General features: G+C 71.4%; 16 protein-coding genes. 6 read left to right on the top strand and 10 right to left on the bottom strand.

From position 1 onward, the window contains the following. Positions 1 to 64: 64 nt before the first annotated feature. On the bottom strand, positions 65 to 502 hold the full coding sequence (locus AC067Z_RS04285) for a DUF7144 family membrane protein (RefSeq protein ID WP_478787892.1): 438 nt from the start codon (positions 500 to 502) through the stop codon (positions 65 to 67). 266 nt (positions 503 to 768) lie between these two features. On the opposite strand from AC067Z_RS04285, the gene AC067Z_RS04280 reads away from it, so the two are divergent. From AC067Z_RS04280 to AC067Z_RS04265, 4 genes are read left to right on the top strand one after another with little or no spacing between them, the layout of a single operon-like run. Then, positions 769 to 2,403, top strand: a complete 1,635-nt coding sequence (locus tag AC067Z_RS04280) for a penicillin-binding transpeptidase domain-containing protein (protein ID WP_478787891.1) — start codon at positions 769 to 771, stop codon at positions 2,401 to 2,403. 58 nt (positions 2,404 to 2,461) lie between these two features. Next, a complete protein-coding gene (locus tag AC067Z_RS04275; RefSeq protein WP_478787890.1) occupies positions 2,462 to 2,953 on the top strand; it encodes a YbaK/EbsC family protein in 492 nt (163 codons plus the stop codon). After that, positions 2,950 to 3,801 carry an EamA family transporter gene (locus AC067Z_RS04270; RefSeq protein WP_478787889.1) on the top strand — a complete coding sequence of 284 codons (852 nt, stop codon included), beginning with the start codon at positions 2,950 to 2,952 and terminating at the stop codon, positions 3,799 to 3,801. Before AC067Z_RS04275 ends, AC067Z_RS04270 begins: the two co-directional genes overlap by 4 nt. 45 nt (positions 3,802 to 3,846) lie before the next feature. Next, the gene (locus tag AC067Z_RS04265) at positions 3,847 to 4,638 is read left to right on the top strand and encodes a DUF817 domain-containing protein (protein ID WP_478787888.1); all 792 of its coding nucleotides are present in this window, start codon (positions 3,847 to 3,849) and stop codon (positions 4,636 to 4,638) included. Here AC067Z_RS04265 and AC067Z_RS04260 read toward each other — a convergent pair. The 7 genes from AC067Z_RS04260 to AC067Z_RS04230 form a co-directional block, all read right to left on the bottom strand. After that, on the bottom strand, positions 4,568 to 5,368 hold the full coding sequence (locus AC067Z_RS04260; protein WP_478787887.1) for an SDR family NAD(P)-dependent oxidoreductase: 801 nt from the start codon (positions 5,366 to 5,368) through the stop codon (positions 4,568 to 4,570). The genes AC067Z_RS04265 and AC067Z_RS04260 overlap by 71 nt on opposite strands. After that, complete coding sequence (locus AC067Z_RS04255) at positions 5,365 to 6,555, bottom strand: serine hydrolase domain-containing protein (protein WP_478787886.1); 1,191 nt, start codon at positions 6,553 to 6,555, stop codon at positions 5,365 to 5,367. Before AC067Z_RS04255 ends, AC067Z_RS04260 begins: the two co-directional genes overlap by 4 nt. Positions 6,556 to 6,648: 93 nt before the next feature. Then, complete coding sequence (locus AC067Z_RS04250; RefSeq protein WP_478787885.1) at positions 6,649 to 7,098, bottom strand: organic hydroperoxide resistance protein; 450 nt, start codon at positions 7,096 to 7,098, stop codon at positions 6,649 to 6,651. A gap of 107 nt (positions 7,099 to 7,205) precedes the next feature. After that, the gene (locus tag AC067Z_RS04245) at positions 7,206 to 7,679 is read right to left on the bottom strand and encodes a MarR family winged helix-turn-helix transcriptional regulator (RefSeq protein ID WP_478787884.1); all 474 of its coding nucleotides are present in this window, start codon (positions 7,677 to 7,679) and stop codon (positions 7,206 to 7,208) included. Next, the gene (locus AC067Z_RS04240; RefSeq protein WP_478787883.1) at positions 7,676 to 8,425 is read right to left on the bottom strand and encodes an energy-coupling factor ABC transporter ATP-binding protein; all 750 of its coding nucleotides are present in this window, start codon (positions 8,423 to 8,425) and stop codon (positions 7,676 to 7,678) included. The genes AC067Z_RS04245 and AC067Z_RS04240 overlap by 4 nt, the downstream gene beginning before the upstream one ends. Then, complete coding sequence (cbiQ, locus tag AC067Z_RS04235) at positions 8,422 to 9,183, bottom strand: cobalt ECF transporter T component CbiQ (RefSeq protein ID WP_478787882.1); 762 nt, start codon at positions 9,181 to 9,183, stop codon at positions 8,422 to 8,424. Before cbiQ ends, AC067Z_RS04240 begins: the two co-directional genes overlap by 4 nt. Before the next feature lies 1 nt (position 9,184). Beyond that, entirely contained in the window at positions 9,185 to 10,261 is a 1,077-nt protein-coding gene (locus AC067Z_RS04230; protein ID WP_478787881.1) for an energy-coupling factor ABC transporter permease, read from the bottom strand. A gap of 183 nt (positions 10,262 to 10,444) precedes the next feature. On the opposite strand from AC067Z_RS04230, the gene AC067Z_RS04225 reads away from it, so the two are divergent. After that, positions 10,445 to 10,858 carry an SsgA family sporulation/cell division regulator gene (locus tag AC067Z_RS04225; RefSeq protein WP_478787880.1) on the top strand — a complete coding sequence of 138 codons (414 nt, stop codon included), beginning with the start codon at positions 10,445 to 10,447 and terminating at the stop codon, positions 10,856 to 10,858. A 202-nt stretch (positions 10,859 to 11,060) separates the two neighbouring features. Here AC067Z_RS04225 and AC067Z_RS04220 read toward each other — a convergent pair whose 3' ends face one another. Beyond that, positions 11,061 to 13,226: an MMPL family transporter gene (locus AC067Z_RS04220; RefSeq protein ID WP_478787879.1), complete on the bottom strand. Its 2,166-nt coding sequence runs from the start codon at positions 13,224 to 13,226 to the stop codon at positions 11,061 to 11,063. A gap of 136 nt (positions 13,227 to 13,362) precedes the next feature. Next, on the bottom strand, positions 13,363 to 13,935 hold the full coding sequence (locus AC067Z_RS04215) for a TetR/AcrR family transcriptional regulator (RefSeq protein WP_478788054.1): 573 nt from the start codon (positions 13,933 to 13,935) through the stop codon (positions 13,363 to 13,365). A 184-nt stretch (positions 13,936 to 14,119) separates the two neighbouring features. Here AC067Z_RS04215 and AC067Z_RS04210 point away from each other — a divergent pair, with 184 nt between their 5' ends. Further along, positions 14,120 to 17,443, top strand: a complete 3,324-nt coding sequence (locus AC067Z_RS04210) for a S41 family peptidase (protein ID WP_478787878.1) — start codon at positions 14,120 to 14,122, stop codon at positions 17,441 to 17,443. Positions 17,444 to 17,497 lie beyond the last annotated feature (54 nt).

Here is a 17,497-nt window from a genome sequence, read left to right as displayed (position 1 = left end):
CGCTCCCATGATGCGAGGATCCGCCAGGATCCGGCACGTTCACCGCCGCGCCTTCGCCTCCTGGTCAGACCCGCTCGCCAGGGACATGCCGCGGCACGGCGAGCAGTCCGTAGATGACCAGCACGGACAAGGCCATGGTGATCACCGACCACAGGGGGAAGGCGGAGAGGAACATCAGCTGGCCGACCATGCAGGCGGCCGCCAGCACGATGCCGGTGATCCGCGCGCCCCTCGACCCCACGAACAGGCCCAGGGCGGCCAGGACCTGTGCGATCCCGATGATGATCCACACCCAGCCCCAGAAGGCGTAGTTGAAGATGAGCAGGCGGTTGCCGTGATCAGCGGTCGTCTCGTAGTAGCCCTTGTCCAGCAGGGCCACGAAGCCGTTGATGATGTCGAACAGGCCGCTGAGCATCAGGAGGATGCCGGCGAACGCCACCCAGTGGGACCGCTCGAGCGGCGGCACGTTCCGGTCGTCCGAGGAGGAAGGCTCTGGCTGCATGAATCCCACCCCACCTGGCGGTGCGAGGCGGTGCAACGGGTGATGAGCCACTGAGGTGAGATGCGACCTCCCGGCTCACCTCGGGCACCCCGATCCCGATGGACGAATGGCGCAACCGGACGTGGCCGGACCCCTGGCTCCAGGAGCCGGGGCCTTCGTCGCGGTCGCATAACAACAACCGCACGCGTCACCCCCGTCCCGTAAAGTGCTCCTTACTCGCATTCTTGAACACGTTCAGGATGCACTCCGGGGAGGGGACTGCGGTCATGCGCAGTGGTGTGAAGGTCGCCGTCGTCGGCGGCGTGTTCGCCGTCGTGGCGACGGGTGTCGGGTACGGAGGCTGGAACCTGTACAACGGGCTGGCCGGTGGCGGCGGCGACGGGGTGTCCACCCGGTCCGCGCCCAAGAGGACCGGGCCGCCCGACGCGGACGAGATCGAGAAGACGGCGAAGGACTTCCTCGCCGCCTGGGCCGCGGGGGACGGTCCCGGAGCCGCAGAGCTGACCAACAACGCCGCCGAAGCGGGGCCGTTGCTCACCGGTTACGGCGATGACGCCCATGTCACCAAGGCCGTGATCGAGCCGGGGGCTGCGGTCGGGGCGAAGGTGCCGTTCACGGTCGAGGCGACGGTGGAGTTCGAGGGCACGTCCAAGCCCTGGTCGTACTCCTCGGAGCTGACCGTGGTGCGCGGGCTCACCACCGGCAAGGCGCTCGTGGACTGGCAGCCGTCCGTGGTGCATCCGGATCTCATCAAGGGGGCCTCGCTCGTCACGGGCGAGGCCGCCGCACCGCCGATCAGGGCGGTCGACAAGGACGGCCTGGAGCTGACGGCGGAGAAGTACCCCTCGCTCGGGCCTGTCCTCGACGGGCTGCGCGAGAAGTACGGCGACAAGGCCGGCGGCACACCCGGCATCGAGCTGGCGATCACCTCGACCGACGAGAACGTGCCGGACAAGACCCTGCTCACGCTCTCCAAGGGCAAGGAGGGCACGCTCCGGACCTATCTGGACGCGGGTGTGCAGGCGGCCGCCGAGAAGGCCGTGAAGAAGTACAGCAAGGCGTCGGTCGTCGCGGTCGAGGCGAGCAGCGGCCGGATCCGGGCCGTCGCCAACAACCCGGCGACAGGCTTCAACACCGCGCTCCAGGGCGCCCAGGCCCCCGGCTCCACGATGAAGATCGTGACCGCGGCGATGATGCTGGACAAGGGGCTGGTGAACGGGCCGGGTTCATCCGTCGAGTGCCCGGCGACGGTCGACTGGGAGCGCAAGTTCCACAACCTCGAGGACTTCTCGCTCGGCAACACCACGCTCCAGCGGGCGTTCGCCAGGTCCTGCAACACCACCTTCATCAAGCCCGTCAAGCCGCTCGGCGCCGACGCGGGCACGGCCCTGGGCGACACCGCTCGCAAGTACTTCGGCATCGGGGAGACCTGGGAGACGGGGATCGCGACGTTCGACGGAAGCGTGCCCGCGTCGACGGGGGCCGAGACCGCCGCCTCCTACATCGGCCAGGGCAGGATCCAGATGAACGCCCTCAATGTCGCCTCCATCGCCGCGACCGTGAAGGGCGGCGCCTTCCACCAGCCGGTGATCGTGCCGCAGGACCTGGACGGCCGCCAACTGGCCACCGCCACGCCGCTTCCCGGCTCGATGGCGGGGACTCTGCGCCAGTTGATGAACGCCGCCGCCATGGGCGAAGGCACGGCCGCCGGCGCCATGGCCCCGGTCGGCGGGAACAAGGGTGCCAAGACCGGCTCCGCCGAGGTCGACGGCCAGGGCGACTCCAACGCCTGGTTCACCGGCTACGCGGACGACCTCGCCGCCGCCGCGGTCGTGGACGCGGGCGGGCACGGCGGCGCAGCGGCCGGTCCGGTGGTCGCCCAGGTGCTGAACGCCCGCTGACGCCCACAGGCCGAAACGGAGTCGCATGGCCCGTACAGCTACCGCTAGCGTGCGGGCCATGAGCACTCAACCCTCCGCCGAGGCCCACCCCCGATTCGCCGAGGCTCTGCGCGAGCTCGGGCTCGACGTCCCCGTACGCCGCTTCCCGGACGCCACCCGCACCGCGGCGCAGGCGGCCGAGGCGATCGGCTGCGACGTGAGCGAGATCGTCAAGTCGCTGATCTTCGAGGCGGACGGCGCGCCGGTGCTGGTGCTGATGGACGGCTCGTCCCGGGTGGACCTGGAGCGGGTGCGGCAGGAGCTCGGCGCCGAGTCCGTGGTCCGCGCGGGCGCGGACATCGTGCGGGAGACGACCGGGTACGCGATCGGCGGCGTACCGCCGTTCGGCCACCGCACCCGCACCCGTGTGCTCGCGGACCGCGCCCTGCTCGACCACGACCTGGTCTGGGCGGCTGCAGGGAACCCGCACACCGTCTTCCCGCTCGACCCCAAGACGCTGATCGCCCACGCGGGCGGCACCCTCGTGGACGTCCGCGAGCGCACGGCGTGACGCTGCTGGTCGCCGCCGCCGTCCTCGCCGCGGCCGTCACACACGCCGGCTGGAACGCCCTGGCGCACGGGATCAGGGACCAGCTCGTCGCCTTCACCCTGATCGCCGGCGGCGCCGCGGTCATGGGCGCGGTCATGGCCTGTTTCGTTCCGTTGCCCGCCTCGGGTGCCTGGCCGTACCTCGTCGTTTCCGCGCTGCTGCACGTCGGCTACCAGGCGCTGCTGATGCGGTCGTTCAGTCTCGGCGACTTCGGCCAGATGTACCCGATCGCGCGCGGTACGGCGCCACTGGTGGTGACGGTCGCCGCGGCCCTGTTCGTCGGCGAGCGGATCGGGGGCTGGCAGCTCGCGGGGGTGGCCGTAGCCTCGGCCGGGCTGGTGGGCGTCGCGCTGTGGGGCATCAAGGGGAGCGGTACGCGCCCGCACTGGGCGGCGATCCTCGCGGCGCTCGCGACCGGGCTGTCGATCGCCGCGTACACGGTGGTCGACGGCGTGGGTGTCCGCGCGTCCGGTACGCCGATCGGCTACATCGCCTGGCTGATGATCCTCGAAGGCATCCTGATCCCGGCCTACGCGGTGTACTCCCGCCGGGGCGCCCTCGTCGCCCAGTTGAGGCCGTACGTCGGACGCGGGCTGCTCGGCGCGGCGATGTCCATCGCCGCGTACGGCCTGGTGCTGTGGGCCCAGACCCGTGCGCCTCTGGCGCCGATCGCGGCACTGCGCGAGTCGTCGATCATCGTGGGTGCGGCGATCGGGGCAGTGCTGTTCAAGGAGCGGTTCGGGGCGCCGAGGATCGCGGCGGCGGGGCTGATGGTGCTGGGGATCGGGCTGATGCTCAAGGCGGGCTGACAGCCGGGGCGAACCGTTTCGGCCACTGTGCGCGTCCTCCACGCCATGGGAACGATCACGCACGGGATACGCCAGCTGCTCCGGTTCGCCCTGCTGCAGGCACGCTGCTGTGCCTTCGCAGTCGCGCTCGTCGGCGGGATCGCCGTCTCGGCCGTGCTGCCCGAACTGCCCGTTGCCCGCTACGACCTGTTGCTGCTCTACGGCGTCTCCCTCGCCGTGCTCGCGCGCAAGGTCGGCTGGGACAGCACCCGCGACACCGCCGTGATCGCCTGCTGCCATCTCATCGGGCTGCTCTTCGAGCTGGTCAAGGTGCGGATGGGCTCGTGGAGTTACCCGGAGGACGCGCTGACGAAGGTCGGCGGCGTGCCGTTGTACGGCGGGTTCATGTATGCCGCCGTGGGCAGTTACGTCTGCCGGGCCTGGCACCTGTTCGACCTGCGGCTGACCGGCTACCGGCCCCGGGCCATGGCGGTGCTCGCGGTCGCGGTCTATGTGAACTTCTTCAGCCACCACTGGCTGCCCGACGGCCGCTGGGCGCTGAGCGTCCTGCTGCTGTGCGCTACGGCGGGGACCTGGGTGCGGTTCCGGGTGGGAGAGCAGGATCTCCGGATGCCGCTGGCCCTGTCGTTCGTCCTGATCGGGTTCTTCCTGTGGGTCGCCGAGAACGTCGCGACATACGCCGGGGCCTGGAGCTATCCGGACCAACTGGACGGTTGGCAGCCGGTGGCCGTGGCCAAGTTCGGCGCGTGGGCGCTGCTGATCACGGTCACGTTCGTGCTGGCGGCGGCGACGGCCGGCCGCCGCCCGCTTCCGCCGCCAGCCGGAACCCGGTGTTGACCGCCAGCAGTCCGCCGTCGACCCGCAGCGTCGTGCCGGTGATCCAGGCGGCGTCGCGGGAGGCGAGGAACGCCACGGCGGCGGCGATGTCCTCGGGTTCGCCGACCCTGCCGAGGGGATAGACGTCGGCCAGCGCCTCGAGTTCGGCCTCGCGGCCCTCCCAGGCACGGGTGCGGACGGTGCCGGGGTTGATCTGGTTGACGCGGACGCCGCGCGTGCCCGCGTCGGCGGCCAGGGTGCGGGTGAGCGAGGCGAGACCGGCCTTGGCCGCGCTGTAGGCGTGGCCGCCGAAGGACTGCTCGGCGTTGACGGAACCGATGTTGACGATCGCGCCCCTGCCGCCCTCGGCGAGGTGGGGCAGTGCCGCCCGCGCGCACCGGAGGGCGCCGGTCAGGCAGATGTCGATGTCCCGGTCCCAGGCGTCGTCCGGCAGGTCCTCCAGCAGCGGGGGGTCGATGGCGGCCGACAGCGCGTTGTTGACCAGGACGTCGAGGGCGCCGAAGCGCTCGACGGCATACGCGACGGCGGCCTCGACCGATGCGCGGTCGCCCACGTCGCAGCGGAAGGGCTCCGCTCCGTGGACCGTCGCGGCGGTCTGCTCCGCGGCCGCCTCGTCGATGTCCGTGAGGAGCACCCGGGCACCCTCCGCGGCCAGACGGCGGGTGGTCGCGGCACCGATGCCGCGCGCCGCGCCGGTGATCAGTACGGCGTACCCCTCGAAGCGGTTCACAGGGCCGAACGTATCGCGCGGATCAGTGCCTGCGCACGGGGGTCGGCGGTGACTCCCTTGCGCATCCCGTTCGTCACGTAGCCGAGGGCGATGCCCGACTCCGGGTCGGCGAGGCCGAGGGAGCCGCCGCGGCCGGCGTGGCCGAAGGAACCGGGGCCGAGCATCGGCGACGCGGGGCTGTGCAGCATGTAGCCGAGGCCGAAGCGGGTGGGGACGACGAGCACCCGGTCGGGTCCGGCGGACTCCTCGGTGCGGGCAAGTGTGAGAGTCGCCGGCGCGAACAGGCGCGGGCCGCCGTCGACTTCGCCGAGGGTCGCGGCGTAGAAGCGTGCGAGGGCGCGGGCGGTGGATATGCCGTTGGAGGCGGGCAGTTCGGCGGCGCGGAAGGCGGGGTCGTTCTCGTCGGGCAGCGGGTCGATGGCACCGAAGGCGCGGCGGGTCAGCGACGCCGGGTCCCGGTACGCCTCGGAGACGGCACGCTTGGGCCGCAGCTTCAGACCGCCGCCGTCGGCGGGTTCGGGCTCGGGTACGGGGCCGATCGTGCCGACGCGGTGGGTCTCGTCCGCGGGCAGTCCGATCCAGAAGTCGAGGCCGAGAGGGCGGGCCACCTCCTCGGCGACCCAGCGGCCGATGGTACGGCCGGTGACCCTGCGGACGAGTTCGCCGAGCAGCCAGCTGTAGGTCTGCGCGTGATAGCCGTGCGCGGTGCCGGGCGCCCAGGCGACGGCCTGGGCGGCGAGCGCGGCCGGGCCGCTCGTGCCGTCCGCGGCCTCGGCGGGGGTCAGGGGCCGGTCCAGCACCGGGAGTCCGGCGCGGTGGGAGAGAAGGTGACGTACGAGGACGCGTTCCTTGCCGGCCGCCTTGAACTCCGGCCAGTAGGTGCCCACGGGCGCGTCGAGGTCGATCTGTCCACGCTGGTGCAGCAGAAGGACGACGGCGGCGGCCACGCCCTTGGTCGCCGAGCGGACCACCTGTGCGGTGTCGACGGCCCACGGCTCGTGGCCGTCGACGTCCCGGGAGCCGGCCCACAGGTCGACGACCTTGCGCCCGTCCCGGTAGACGGCGACGGCCGCTCCGCGCTCGCCGCGCTGCTCGAAGTTGCGCACAAAGGCGTCCCGGACCGCTTCGAAGCCGTCCGTCACCGTGCCCCGGACGTCCACCACGTCTGCTCCTTCGCTGCCGTCCATCCCCCCATGGTGCAACGTGGTCCAGACCGCCCGGTCCGCGGGGCGGCCCCTGTCGGAGCGCCGGCCGAGGACGGACGTCTGCTCGGGGCCGGGTCAGCTCAGGACGATGGAGACGTCGATGTTGTCGCGGGTGGCGTTGGAGTACGGGCACACCTGGTGCGCGGCGGTCACGAGCCGGGAGGCGAGCTCCTGGTCGACGAGCGGGAGGGAGACGCTGAGCGCGACGGCGAGTCCGTAGCCCCGGGCCCTGTTGGGCCCGATGCCCACCTTGGCGGCGACCGTGGATGCCGTCAGGTCGAGGCCCGCGCGGCGGCCGACGAGGACGAGGGCGTTGTGGAAGCAGGAGCTGTAGCCGGCCGCGAAGAGCTGTTCCGGGTTGGTGCCGTTGCCGTCGCCCCCGAGCGCGGGCGGCATCGCGACGCGCAGGTCGATATGGCCGTCATGGCTGGTCACAAAGCCGTCGCGGCCGCCGTGGGCGGTGGCCTCCGCCACGTACATGATCTTCGTCGGGCGGGTGTCGAGGGTTTCGACCGTCTCGCTCATGATGCGTCCCCGAGGTCTCGGCACGGCAAGCCGTATCAGCAACAGAAATACATTGCGCACAATGTATCGGAGACGGGTACGTCTTTATTACTCGGGGGTTTAGAACGTCATTCGGGCGCCGCCGCGGCGGCCCGCTCCGCCAGCCGGTGCAGCTCGCCCCGCAGTCGCGCGATCTCCGCGGCCTCCAGGCCCGTGCTCACCAGCAGCCTCTCCGGCACCCGCTCGGCCCGCTCGCGCATCGCCTCGCCCTCGCCGGTCAGCACCAGCAGCACCGAGCGCTCGTCGGCGGCGGAACGCTCGCGCCGCACCAGCCCCGCCGACTCCAGCCGCTTGAGCAGCGGCGAGACCGTGCCGTAGTCGAGCCGCAGTGCGGCACCCAGCTCCTTGACGGGTACCTCACCGCGCTCCCAGAGCACGAGCATCGCCAGATACTGCGGATACGTCAGTCCCAGCTCGGCGAGGAGCGGCCGATAGGCCGCAGTCACCGCGCGCTGGGCCGCGTACAGCGCGAAGCACAGCTGGTCGTCGAGCAGCAGCGAGGGGGCGGCCGACCCGGTCGGGTCCTCTTTCAAGCGGTTCACGCGCCCATTGTCACGGACTTCGGGTCGAAGCCGAAGGGCAGCTCCAGACGATGAGCCCGCATCAGCCCGTCGTCGCCCAACAGCTCCTGCGTGGTGCCGTCGGCGGCGATCACGCCGTCGCTGAGGATCACCGAGCGCGGACAGAGCTCCAGCGCGTACGGCAGATCGTGCGTCACCATCAGGACGGTGACGTCCAACGAGCGCAGGATGTCGGCCAGTTCGCGGCGGGACGCCGGGTCCAGGTTGGACGACGGCTCGTCCAGGACGAGGATCTCCGGCTGCATGGCGAGCACGGTCGCGACCGCGACGCGGCGCCGCTGGCCGAACGAGAGGTGGTGCGGCGGCCGGTCCACGAACTCCTCCATGCCCACCTGCCGGAGCGCCGCCATGGCGCGCGCCTCCAGCTCGGCGCCGCGCAGCCCCGAAGCCGCGGGCCCGAAGGCGACGTCCTCCCGGACGGTCGGCATGAACAGCTGGTCGTCCGGATCCTGGAAGACGATGCCGACCCGCCGGCGGATCTCCGCCAGGTTGGCCTTCGCGACCGGCAGCCCGGCGACCGTGACGGAGCCGACCCCGCCGCCCAGGATGCCGTTGAGATGCAGCACGAGCGTGGTCTTGCCCGCGCCGTTGGGGCCGAGCAGGGCGACCCGCTCGCCGCGCCCGACGGTCAGATCGACGCCGAACAGGGCCTGGTGACCGTCGGGGTAGGCGTACGCGAGCCCGCGCACTTCCAGCGAAGGGGTCATAGGGTCCATCCCAGCAGACAGACCGCGAGCGCGGTCACGGGCAGTGCGGCGGCGTACGACCACTGGGCGGGGGTGGCGCGCACCTCGTCCAGGACCGGCATGGTCCCGGTGTAGCCCCGGCTGACCATCGCGAGATGCACCCGCTCGCCGCGCTCGTAGGAGCGGATGAACAGGGCACCCGCCGACTTGGCCAGCACGCCCCAGTGGCGCACCCCGCTCGCCTCGAAGCCGCGCGAGCGGCGGGCGATCGACATCCGGCGCATCTCGTCGGCGATCACATCGCTGTAGCGGATCATGAACGAAGCGATCTGGACCAGCAGCGACGGCAACCGCAGCCGTTGCAGCCCGAGCAGCACGGAACGCAGCTCGGTCGTCGAGGCGAGCAGCACCGACGCGGCGACGCCGAGGGTGCCCTTGGCCAGGATGTTCCACGCGCCCCACAGGCCCTGGACACTCAGCGAGACGCCGAGCACCTGGGTCTGCTCTCCGGGGACGACGAACGGCATCAGCAGCGCGAAGGCCACGAACGGGATCTCGATCAGCAGCCGCTTGAGCAGAAAGCCCGCCGGGATCCGGGCCACCGCGGCGACGGTGCCGAGCAGCGCCGCGTACAGAGCGAACGCCCACACGGCCTCGCGCGGTGTGGAGACCACGACGAGCACGAAGCACAGGACGGCCACCAGTTTGCAGTGCGCGGGCAGCCCGTGGACCGGCGAGTGCCCGTGCCGGTAGAGCTTGTGAGCATGGCCCGCACCCATGTCAGGCGGAGCTCTGCTCGGCGGTGCTCCGGTCGTCCCCGGAGCGACGACGGCGCACCACGTAGAAGACGCCGGTGCCGACGGCGACCGTGGCACCGACGCCGATGACGCCGGCGAGACCGCCTGAGACCCGGGCGTCGCTGATGTCCTCGATCCCGTAGTCGGCGAGCGGCGAGCCGGCGGCGGCGTGCTCCTCGACGGTCTTGTCGAAGCCCTTGTCGGCGGCGACCTTCTCCAGCCCGTCGGGATCGGCGGAGGCGTAGAAGGACACGAACCCGGCGAGGACGAACGCGGTGATCAGGCCGGACAGCCAGAGCTTGCGCGGGGAGCCGGCCGCGGCGGGGGCGGGCTCGGCGGCGGGCGCGTCGACGAGTTCGCCGCCGACACGGAGCTTGAGCGGGGCGGAGAGGCCGCGCGCGCCGAACACGAGGTCGGGCCGCACAGCGAGCACGGCGCCCACCGTCAGCGCGGTGATGGCGGCCTCGCCGATGCCGATCAGCACATGGACGCCGACCATCGCGGTGAGGACCGAGCCGATCGGGACGTCGGTCATGCCACCGATCGCGTAGAGCAGGGTGAAGGCGGCAGCCGCGGCGGGCACCGACACCAGGGCGGCGACGAACGACGCCACGGTCACCGACCGGCGGGTGCGCGGCAGGATCTTCACCAGACCGCGGAAGAGGCCGTACGCCACGAGGACCGTGACGACGCCCATGACCGTGATGTTCACGCCGAGCGCGGTGAGGCCGCCGTCGGCGAAGAGGATGCCCTGCATCAGCAGCACCACGGCTATGCACAGGATGCCCGTGTACGGACCGACGAGGATGGCCGCGAGTGCGCCGCCGAGCAGATGCCCGCTGGTGCCGGCCGCGACCGGGAAGTTGAGCATCTGGACGGCGAAGACGAACGCGGCGACGAGACCCGCGAGAGGCGCCGTGCGCTCGCTTCCCACCATGCCGACCGCGGTGCCGCCCAGCTCACGGCGGGCGCCGCGGAGGCTGATGGCGACGGCACCGGCGGCGGCGGCTCCGGCGGCCACCGAGACGGGTGCGTTGATGAATCCGTCAGGGACATGCATGGGGAGCTCCGCTTCGGACAGGTGAATAACCGTTCAATGATATGGCCCTGTTGCGAACCACTTGCAAGAGCGCATGGGTCACAGATGAACAGTGCAGCGAAAAGCGGAGCAGGCATCAGCAGGCATTCCGCACAAAATATGGGACATTAGATGACAAAGCAGACGAGTGTGAGGAGCCGGCCGATGTCCCCCGCCGTCATGGAACACGCCCGAGGCCGAATCGTCACCGACGCTCCGCAGTATCGCCCCGTGCGCGTCTCGCTCCGCTACGACCCCGCCGAGGATCCGGGGGCCGTGTGCTTCTCGTTCCCCAGCGGCAGGGAGTGGACCTTCCCCCGAGAGCTCCTCGAAACGGGACTCGCCGCACCGGTCCGGCGCGGCGACGTCGAGGTCTGGCCGTGCGGCCGGGTGCAGGCGGTGGTGGAGTTCCACACGAGCGACGGGGTCGCCGTGGTGCAGTTCGACGCGAAGACTCTGCGGCGCTTCCTGCTCCACACCTATGCGGGCCCCGTGTCCGCCACCGGCGTCACACCTGCAGCACACGCGGCACACGCAGCAACTGCCGCGCCTACCACCGCGCCTGCCGCACCCGCGTAAGGCGCGACCGGCCCCGTACACGCGACGGCCGTCTCCCGCCGGGCCCCTGCCCGGCGGGAGACGGCCGTCCGTCCGTGACGGCCCCCGTCCCCACGGTGCCGTCGCGCTGCCGGGAGTTCGCTCCTCCGGTGCCGGGCCGCTCTGCCGGCACCGGCCCCGCCGCCCCTGCCGGGCCGACGGGGATACTCCCGGGGCTCAGGGGTCAGACGCGGACCAGCTCGCGGTCCTCGTCCGGGTCACCCGGCTTCTCGGCGAGCTCCTTGTGAAGCTGCTCGCCCTCCACGTCCACGTTCGGCAGCGCACGGTCCAGCCAGCGCGGCAGCCACCATGCCTTGCGGCCGAGCAGGGCGAGGACCGCCGGGACGATCGCCATGCGGACCACGAAGGCGTCGAAGAACACCGCGATCGCGAGGCCGAAGCCGATCATCTTGATCATCTGCTCGCTGGAGCCGATGAACCCGGAGAAGACCGCGATCATGATGACCGCCGCCGCGGTCACCACACGTGCGCCGTGCTTGAAGCCGGTGACGATCGCCTCGCCGGGCCGCTGCCCGTGGACATACGCCTCCCGCATCCGCGTGACCAGGAAGACCTCGTAGTCCATGGCGAGGCCGAAGACCACACCGATCATGAAGATCGGCATCATCGACATGATCGGGCCGGTCTGCTCGACGCCGAACAGCGAACCCAGCCAGCCCCATTGGAAGACGGCCACCACCGCGCCGAGCGCGGCCACGACGGAGAGCAGGAAGCCGAGCGCCGCCTTGAGCGGGACCAGCACCGACCGGAAGACCACCATCAGCAGCAGGAAGGCAAGACCCACGACGAGCGCGAGATACGGCAGCAGCGCGTCGTTCATCTTCTGCGAGAAGTCGATGTTCATCGCGGTCGCGCCGGTGACGTACACGTCGTCGCCGCTCTTGTCCCGGATGTCGTGGACCAGGTCCTCGGTCGCGACCGAGGAGGGCCGGTCCTTCGGGATGACCGTGATCATCGCGGCGTCGCCCGACTTGTTGAGGGTCGGCGGCATGACGGCGACGGTGCCTTCGAGCCCCTTGACCACCTCGACCGTACGGTCGGCCTCGCTCTTGCCGCCGTCGACGACGACCATCAGCGGCCCGTTGAAGCCTGGGCCGAAACCGTCGGAGAGCAGGTCGTACGCCTTGCGCTGGGTCGTGCTGGTCGGCTGCGCGCCGTCGTCGGGCAGGCCGACCTCCAACGAGGCTGCCGGCACGGCGATGGCGCCGAGGCCGACGACACCGGCGAGCAGGACGGCGACCGGGCGGCGCAGTACGAAGCGGGCCCAGCGGGTGCCCGCGTTCGGCTTGTCGGAGATCTCCTTGCCCTTGCGGACCTTGCGCCCGAGCACGCGGTCGCCCGCGAAACCGAGGAGGGCCGGGATGAGCGTGAGGGCGATGAGGACCGCGATGACGACGGTGCCGGCCGCGGCGAAGCCCATCTTGCTGAGCATCGGGATGTTGACGACGGCGAGGCCGACCAGGGCGATGACCACGGTCAGGCCCGCGAAGACGACCGCCGAACCCGCGGTCCCGACGGCCCGTCCGGCCGCCTCCTCGCGCTCACGGCCCTCGGCCAGTTCGGCGCGGTAACGGGACACGATGAACAGCGCGTAGTCGATGCCGACCGCGAGGCCGATCATCATCGCCAGCGTCGAGGTGGTGGAACCGAGGTCGAGCACGCTCGCGAGGGCGGTGATCGTGGAGATGCCGATGCCGACACCGATGATCGCGGTGAGAAGCGGAAGTCCGGCGGCCACCAGTGATCCGAAGGTGATGACCAGCACCACCCCGGCGATGATCACGCCGATGATCTCGCCGGCACCGGTCTCGGGCACGGCCTGCAGCGCGTCTCCGCCGATCTCCACCGTCAGCCCGCTCTCACGTGCCTCGGTGCCGGTCTCCTCCAGCGCCTCACGCGTCGCGTCGGTCAGCTCCATGGAGGTGACCTTGTAGGTGACGGAGACGTACGCGGTCGAGCCGTCCTTCGAGACGGCCTGTACGGCGTACGGGTCGGCGACCGAAGCCACCTGGTCGGAGCCGGACTTCAGCTCTTCGACCGCCTTGGCGACCTCGGCCTTGGGGCCCGCCTCGGTCATCTTCTCGCCTGCGGGCGCCTTGAAGACGACCCGGGCGGTGGCGCCGTCGGCATTGCCGCCGGGGAAGCGCTCCTCCAGCAGGTCGAAGGCCTTCTGGGCCTCCGTGCCCGGTATGGAGAAGGACGAGGAGGTGGCGACAGGGGCCGAGGCCGCGCCGAATCCGGCGAGGGCCAGCAGGGCCACCCACAGCAGGGCGACGAGACGGCGGCGCCGGAACGCGGTCCGTCCGAGTTTGTAGAGGAACGTGGCCACGAGGGCTACTCCCGTGTGTGAGGTGAACAGGGCAGGGGAGCCGGCCCGACGACGAGAGCGGCGCGCGTCAGGTGGTGCTGGGGAGCGGATCGTGCTGGTTGATCCGGGGACCGCGGAGCGGGGACTCCGGGCGGTGTCAGACTCCGAGGGCGGGGAGGACCACGGCATCGAGATAGTCGGTGAGGAAGGCCCGGTCGGGTGTCCGGTCCTCGATCAGCTGCCGGGCGACGACGGCGCCGACCAGCATGTGCGGGACGAATCCCATCGCCGCGTTGTCCGCGCTGATCTCGCCCCGGTCGACGGCCCGTCGCAGCAGCACGTCGAGTCCGGTGAGCTCGGGGTCGATCAACAGCTCGCGCAGGGCCTCGTGGAGATCGGGGTTGGAGTGGATCGCCTGGGCGAGACCCCGCATCAGCGTGGAGTCCCTCTCCATCTGGCAGTCGTCCGTGCGCGCGAGCATCGCGTGGAAGTCCCCGCGCAGCGTGCCGGTGTCGATGTCGCCCACCTGCACCGGTTTGCTGTGCCTCAGCGCCTTGGCGACCAGCTCGGGCTTGCTCCGCCACTGGCGGTAGAGGGTGGCCTTGCTGGACCGCGTGCGGTTCGCCACGGCGTCCATGGTGAGGGCGTCGTAGCCGACCTCGCGCAACAGGTCGAGCACTGCTTCGTACAGCTCTGCTTCACGCTCGGGGGTGAGCCGGCTGCGCGTCATCATCGGCCTCCCTGAGCGTTGCCGAACGAAACGGTTTCGTACACCTCCAAGGTAGTCCATCGGCCCAGCGAAACGAAACCGTTTCGCTGTGGTCTCGGTCACGCCGTCGCAGGCCAAGGACCTCCCGCGAATTCACCCGGGCCCACAAGTTGCCGCGCCCCTCCGGCGCGGAAAGCATTGGGGGGTGAGTGACCACGGCGCGTATCTCCGTTTCCCACACCTGCACGACGACCTGCTGTGCTTCGCGGCCGAGGACGACCTGTGGGTCGCCCCCCTCGTGCCGCAGGGGCACCGGCCGGGCCGCGCCTGGCGGCTGACCGTCGACCGCACCAGAGTCGGCCATCCCCGCTTCTCCCCCGACGGCACCCACATCGCGTACACGAACTGGCGCAGCCTCGATCCGGAGATCCATCTCGCGCCGGTCGACGGGGGCCCCGCGCGGCGGCTCAGCTACTGGGGTTCGACCGACACCCGGGTCTGCGGCTGGACACCGGACGGCCAGATCCTCGCCGTCTCCTCGCACGGCCAGCCGTTCTCCTACTTCTCCTGGGCCTACAGCATCCCCGCGGACGGGTCGCCCGGCGGCCGCCTCCCGTGGGGTCCGGTCTCCGACATCGCCGTGACGGACGTGGCCGACAGCCCGTCCCAGGCCGGCGGCACCGGCTGCGCCCGGCGCACACTACTGCTCACCGGCAAGCCGCCGCACGAGCCGGCCGCCTGGAAGCGGTACCGGGGCGGTGCCACGGGACGACTGTGGCTGCACGGCGAGCGGCTGCTGCCGCACCTCGACGGCCATCTGGACTGCCCGATGTTCATCCGCGGCCCCGGCTCCGACCGCTGGACACCGGAGGAGGGTGGCCGGATCGCATTCCTCTCCGACCACGAGGGCGTCGGCAATCTGTACTCGTGCCGGCCCGACGGCACCGATCTGCTGCGCCACACCGACCACGACGAGTTCTACGCACGGCACGCCTCCAGCGACGGCCGTCGGATCGTCTACCAGTGCGCGGGCGAGCTGTGGATCGTCGACGAGCTGACCGCGGACTCGGCGCCGCGCAAGCTCGAGGTACGGCTCGGCGGTCCGCGGGCCGGCCGGCGCACCCACCAGGTCCCGGCCGCCGGCAACGTGAACGGACTGTCGGTCGACGAGACCGGACGCGCGAGCGCGGTCACCGTACGCGGCAGCCTGTACTGGCTCACCCACCGCGACGGCCCGGCCCGCACGATCGCCGACACCCCGGGCGTACGGACGCGGCTGCCGGCAATGCTCGGCAGCAGCGGCCAGGTCGCCTACGTCACCGACGCGGACGGCGAGGACGCGATCGAGATCGCCTATCTGCCGCGGGCCAGCGGCGACCGCGCGCCGCGGCGGCTCGCACAGGGCGAGCTGGGCCGGGTACTGGAGCTGGAGCCGGACCCGGACGGGGAGCGGGTCGCGGTCGCCGCGCACGACGGGCGGCTGCTGCTCGTCGATACGGCGGAGGAGGGCACCGGCGGGACCACCGAGCTGGGCCGCTCCGACAACGGGCCGGTGCGCGACCTCGCGTTCTCCCCCGACGGCAGCTGGCTGACCTGGTCGCAGCCCGGTATCGGCCGTTCGCTGCGCCGGATCAGGATGGCGCGGATCGCCGACCGGATGATCGTCGATGTCACCAACGGCCGCTTCGAGGACGAGAATCCGGTCTTCACCCGTGACGGCCGCTATCTCGCGTTCCTCTCCTGGCGCGGCTTCGACCCGGTGTACGACGTGCACACCGGGGACCTGTCGTTCCCGCTCGGCTGCCGCCCGTACCTGGTGCCGCTGTCGTCCGCGACGCCCTCCCCCTTCGCGCTCACCCCGGAGGGCAGGCCGGCCGCGGGCGGTCTCGACCCGCTGGAGGATTCCGGCGACCACACGGTGATGGTCGAGATCGAGGGCCTGGAGAACCGGGTGGTGCCCTTCCCGGTCTCGGCCTCCAAGTACTCCGCCCTGCATCCCGTCAGCGGCGGCGGCCTGGTGTGGCTGCGCTGGCCGATCTCGGGCGCCCTGGGCGAGACGTTCGCCAACCCGGCAGACACCTCGGGCCGCCCGACGCTGGAGCACTTCGACCTGGCCAAGGCGCGCAAGACCGAACTGGTCGACCATCTCGACTGGTTCGCGGTCAGCGGCGACGGCAGCCGGCTGGTGGTCGTCGACGAGGGCGAACTGCGGGCCGTCCCCGCCACGGAGTCCGGCGACGGCGACTCGACCGTCTATCTGGACATGCGGCGGATCCTGCACGAGGTGGACCCGGCGGCCGAGTGGCGCCAGGCGTACGCCGAGGCGGGCCGGCTGATCCGCGCGTACTTCTGGGAGCCCGGGATGTGCGGGATCGACTGGGACGCCGTACTGGAGCAGTACCGCCCGCTGGTCGAACGGGTCGCGTCCCCCGACGAGTTCGCCGATCTGCTGCGCGAGGTGCTGGGCGAACTCGGCACCTCCCACGCCTATGTCACCCCCGCCCGGCGCAACGAGGGCCCACCGCACTACCAGCGTGCGATGGGCCTGCTCGGGGCGAACCTGGTGTGCCGGGAGGGCCAGTGGGTCGTCAAGCGGATCCTGCCGGGCGACTCGTCCGACTCCAAGGCGCGTTCCCCGCTGGCAGGCACGGGCATCCGCGAGGGCGCGGTTCTCACCCATGTCGACGGGCGCCCGGTGGACCCGGTCGCCGGCCCCTATCCGATGCTGTCCGCTGCGGGCGGCACCACCGTCGAACTGGCCTTCCTGCCCGCGGAGGTCGCTGCCGAGGGCGAGGGGCGGGCCCGCCGGGTGGCGGTCGTCCCGCTGATCGACGAGCGCCCGCTGCGGTACCAGGACTGGGTGGCCAAACGGCGCGAGGTCGTACGGAAGTTGAGCGACGGCAAGTGCGGATACCTGCACATCCCGGACATGGGCGGTTCCGGCTGGGCGCAGTTCAACCGTGATCTGCGTCTGGAGGTCTCCCTGCCCGCACTCATCGTGGACGTGCGCGGCAACGCGGGCGGTCACATCAGCGAGCTGGTGGTGGAGAAGCTCACCCGCAAGATCCTCGGCTGGGACCTGACCCGTAACGCCCAGCCCGTCTCGTACGCATCCAACGCGCCGCGCGGTCCGATCGTCGCGATCGCGGACGAGGCGACCTCGTCCGACGGCGACATGATCACCGCGGCGTTCAAGCTGCTCGGGCTCGGGCCTGTCGTCGGCAGCCGCACCTGGGGCGGGGTCGTGGGCATGACGGGCCGGCACCGGCTGGGCGACGGCACGGTGATCACGGTCCCGATGAACGCCGCGTGGTTCGACGCCTACGGCTGGTCGATCGAGAACCACGGTGTGGAACCGGATCTGGATTCGCTGCGCACGCCGCTGGACTGGGCGGAGGGCCGCCACACCGACATGGACGACGCGGTCCGGCTCGCCCTGGACCTGCTCAAGTCGTCCCCCGCCGCGCTCGCCCCGGACTACTCGAACGCGCCGCACCTGCGCCGGCCGAAGCTGCCGCCGAGGTCGTGAGACGGGGACAGGGGGCGGGCAGGACATGGTGAAGGCGCACTCGCCGCGGCGGGT

It is taken from the genome of Streptomyces sp. NPDC043812 (assembly GCF_056436245.1).
This window is presented reverse-complemented; position numbering and strand designations above follow the sequence as displayed.

Bases quoted from the DNA above. Each gene is read 5' to 3' on its own strand.
- AC067Z_RS04285 (WP_478787892.1), bottom strand. From the start codon at position 502: ATGCAGCCAGAGCCTTCCTCCTCGGACGACCGGAACGTGCCGCCGCTC.
- AC067Z_RS04280 (WP_478787891.1), top strand. From the start codon at position 769: ATGCGCAGTGGTGTGAAGGTCGCCGTCGTCGGCGGCGTGTTCGCCGTC.
- AC067Z_RS04275 (WP_478787890.1), top strand. From the start codon at position 2,462: ATGAGCACTCAACCCTCCGCCGAGGCCCACCCCCGATTCGCCGAGGCT.
- AC067Z_RS04265 (WP_478787888.1), top strand. From the start codon at position 3,847: ATGGGAACGATCACGCACGGGATACGCCAGCTGCTCCGGTTCGCCCTG.
- AC067Z_RS04255 (WP_478787886.1), bottom strand. From the start codon at position 6,555: ATGGACGGCAGCGAAGGAGCAGACGTGGTGGACGTCCGGGGCACGGTG.
- AC067Z_RS04250 (WP_478787885.1), bottom strand. From the start codon at position 7,098: ATGAGCGAGACGGTCGAAACCCTCGACACCCGCCCGACGAAGATCATG.
- AC067Z_RS04240 (WP_478787883.1), bottom strand. From the start codon at position 8,425: ATGACCCCTTCGCTGGAAGTGCGCGGGCTCGCGTACGCCTACCCCGAC.
- cbiQ (WP_478787882.1), bottom strand. From the start codon at position 9,183: ATGGGTGCGGGCCATGCTCACAAGCTCTACCGGCACGGGCACTCGCCG.
- AC067Z_RS04230 (WP_478787881.1), bottom strand. From the start codon at position 10,261: ATGCATGTCCCTGACGGATTCATCAACGCACCCGTCTCGGTGGCCGCC.
- AC067Z_RS04225 (WP_478787880.1), top strand. From the start codon at position 10,445: ATGTCCCCCGCCGTCATGGAACACGCCCGAGGCCGAATCGTCACCGAC.
- AC067Z_RS04215 (WP_478788054.1), bottom strand. From the start codon at position 13,935: ATGACGCGCAGCCGGCTCACCCCCGAGCGTGAAGCAGAGCTGTACGAA.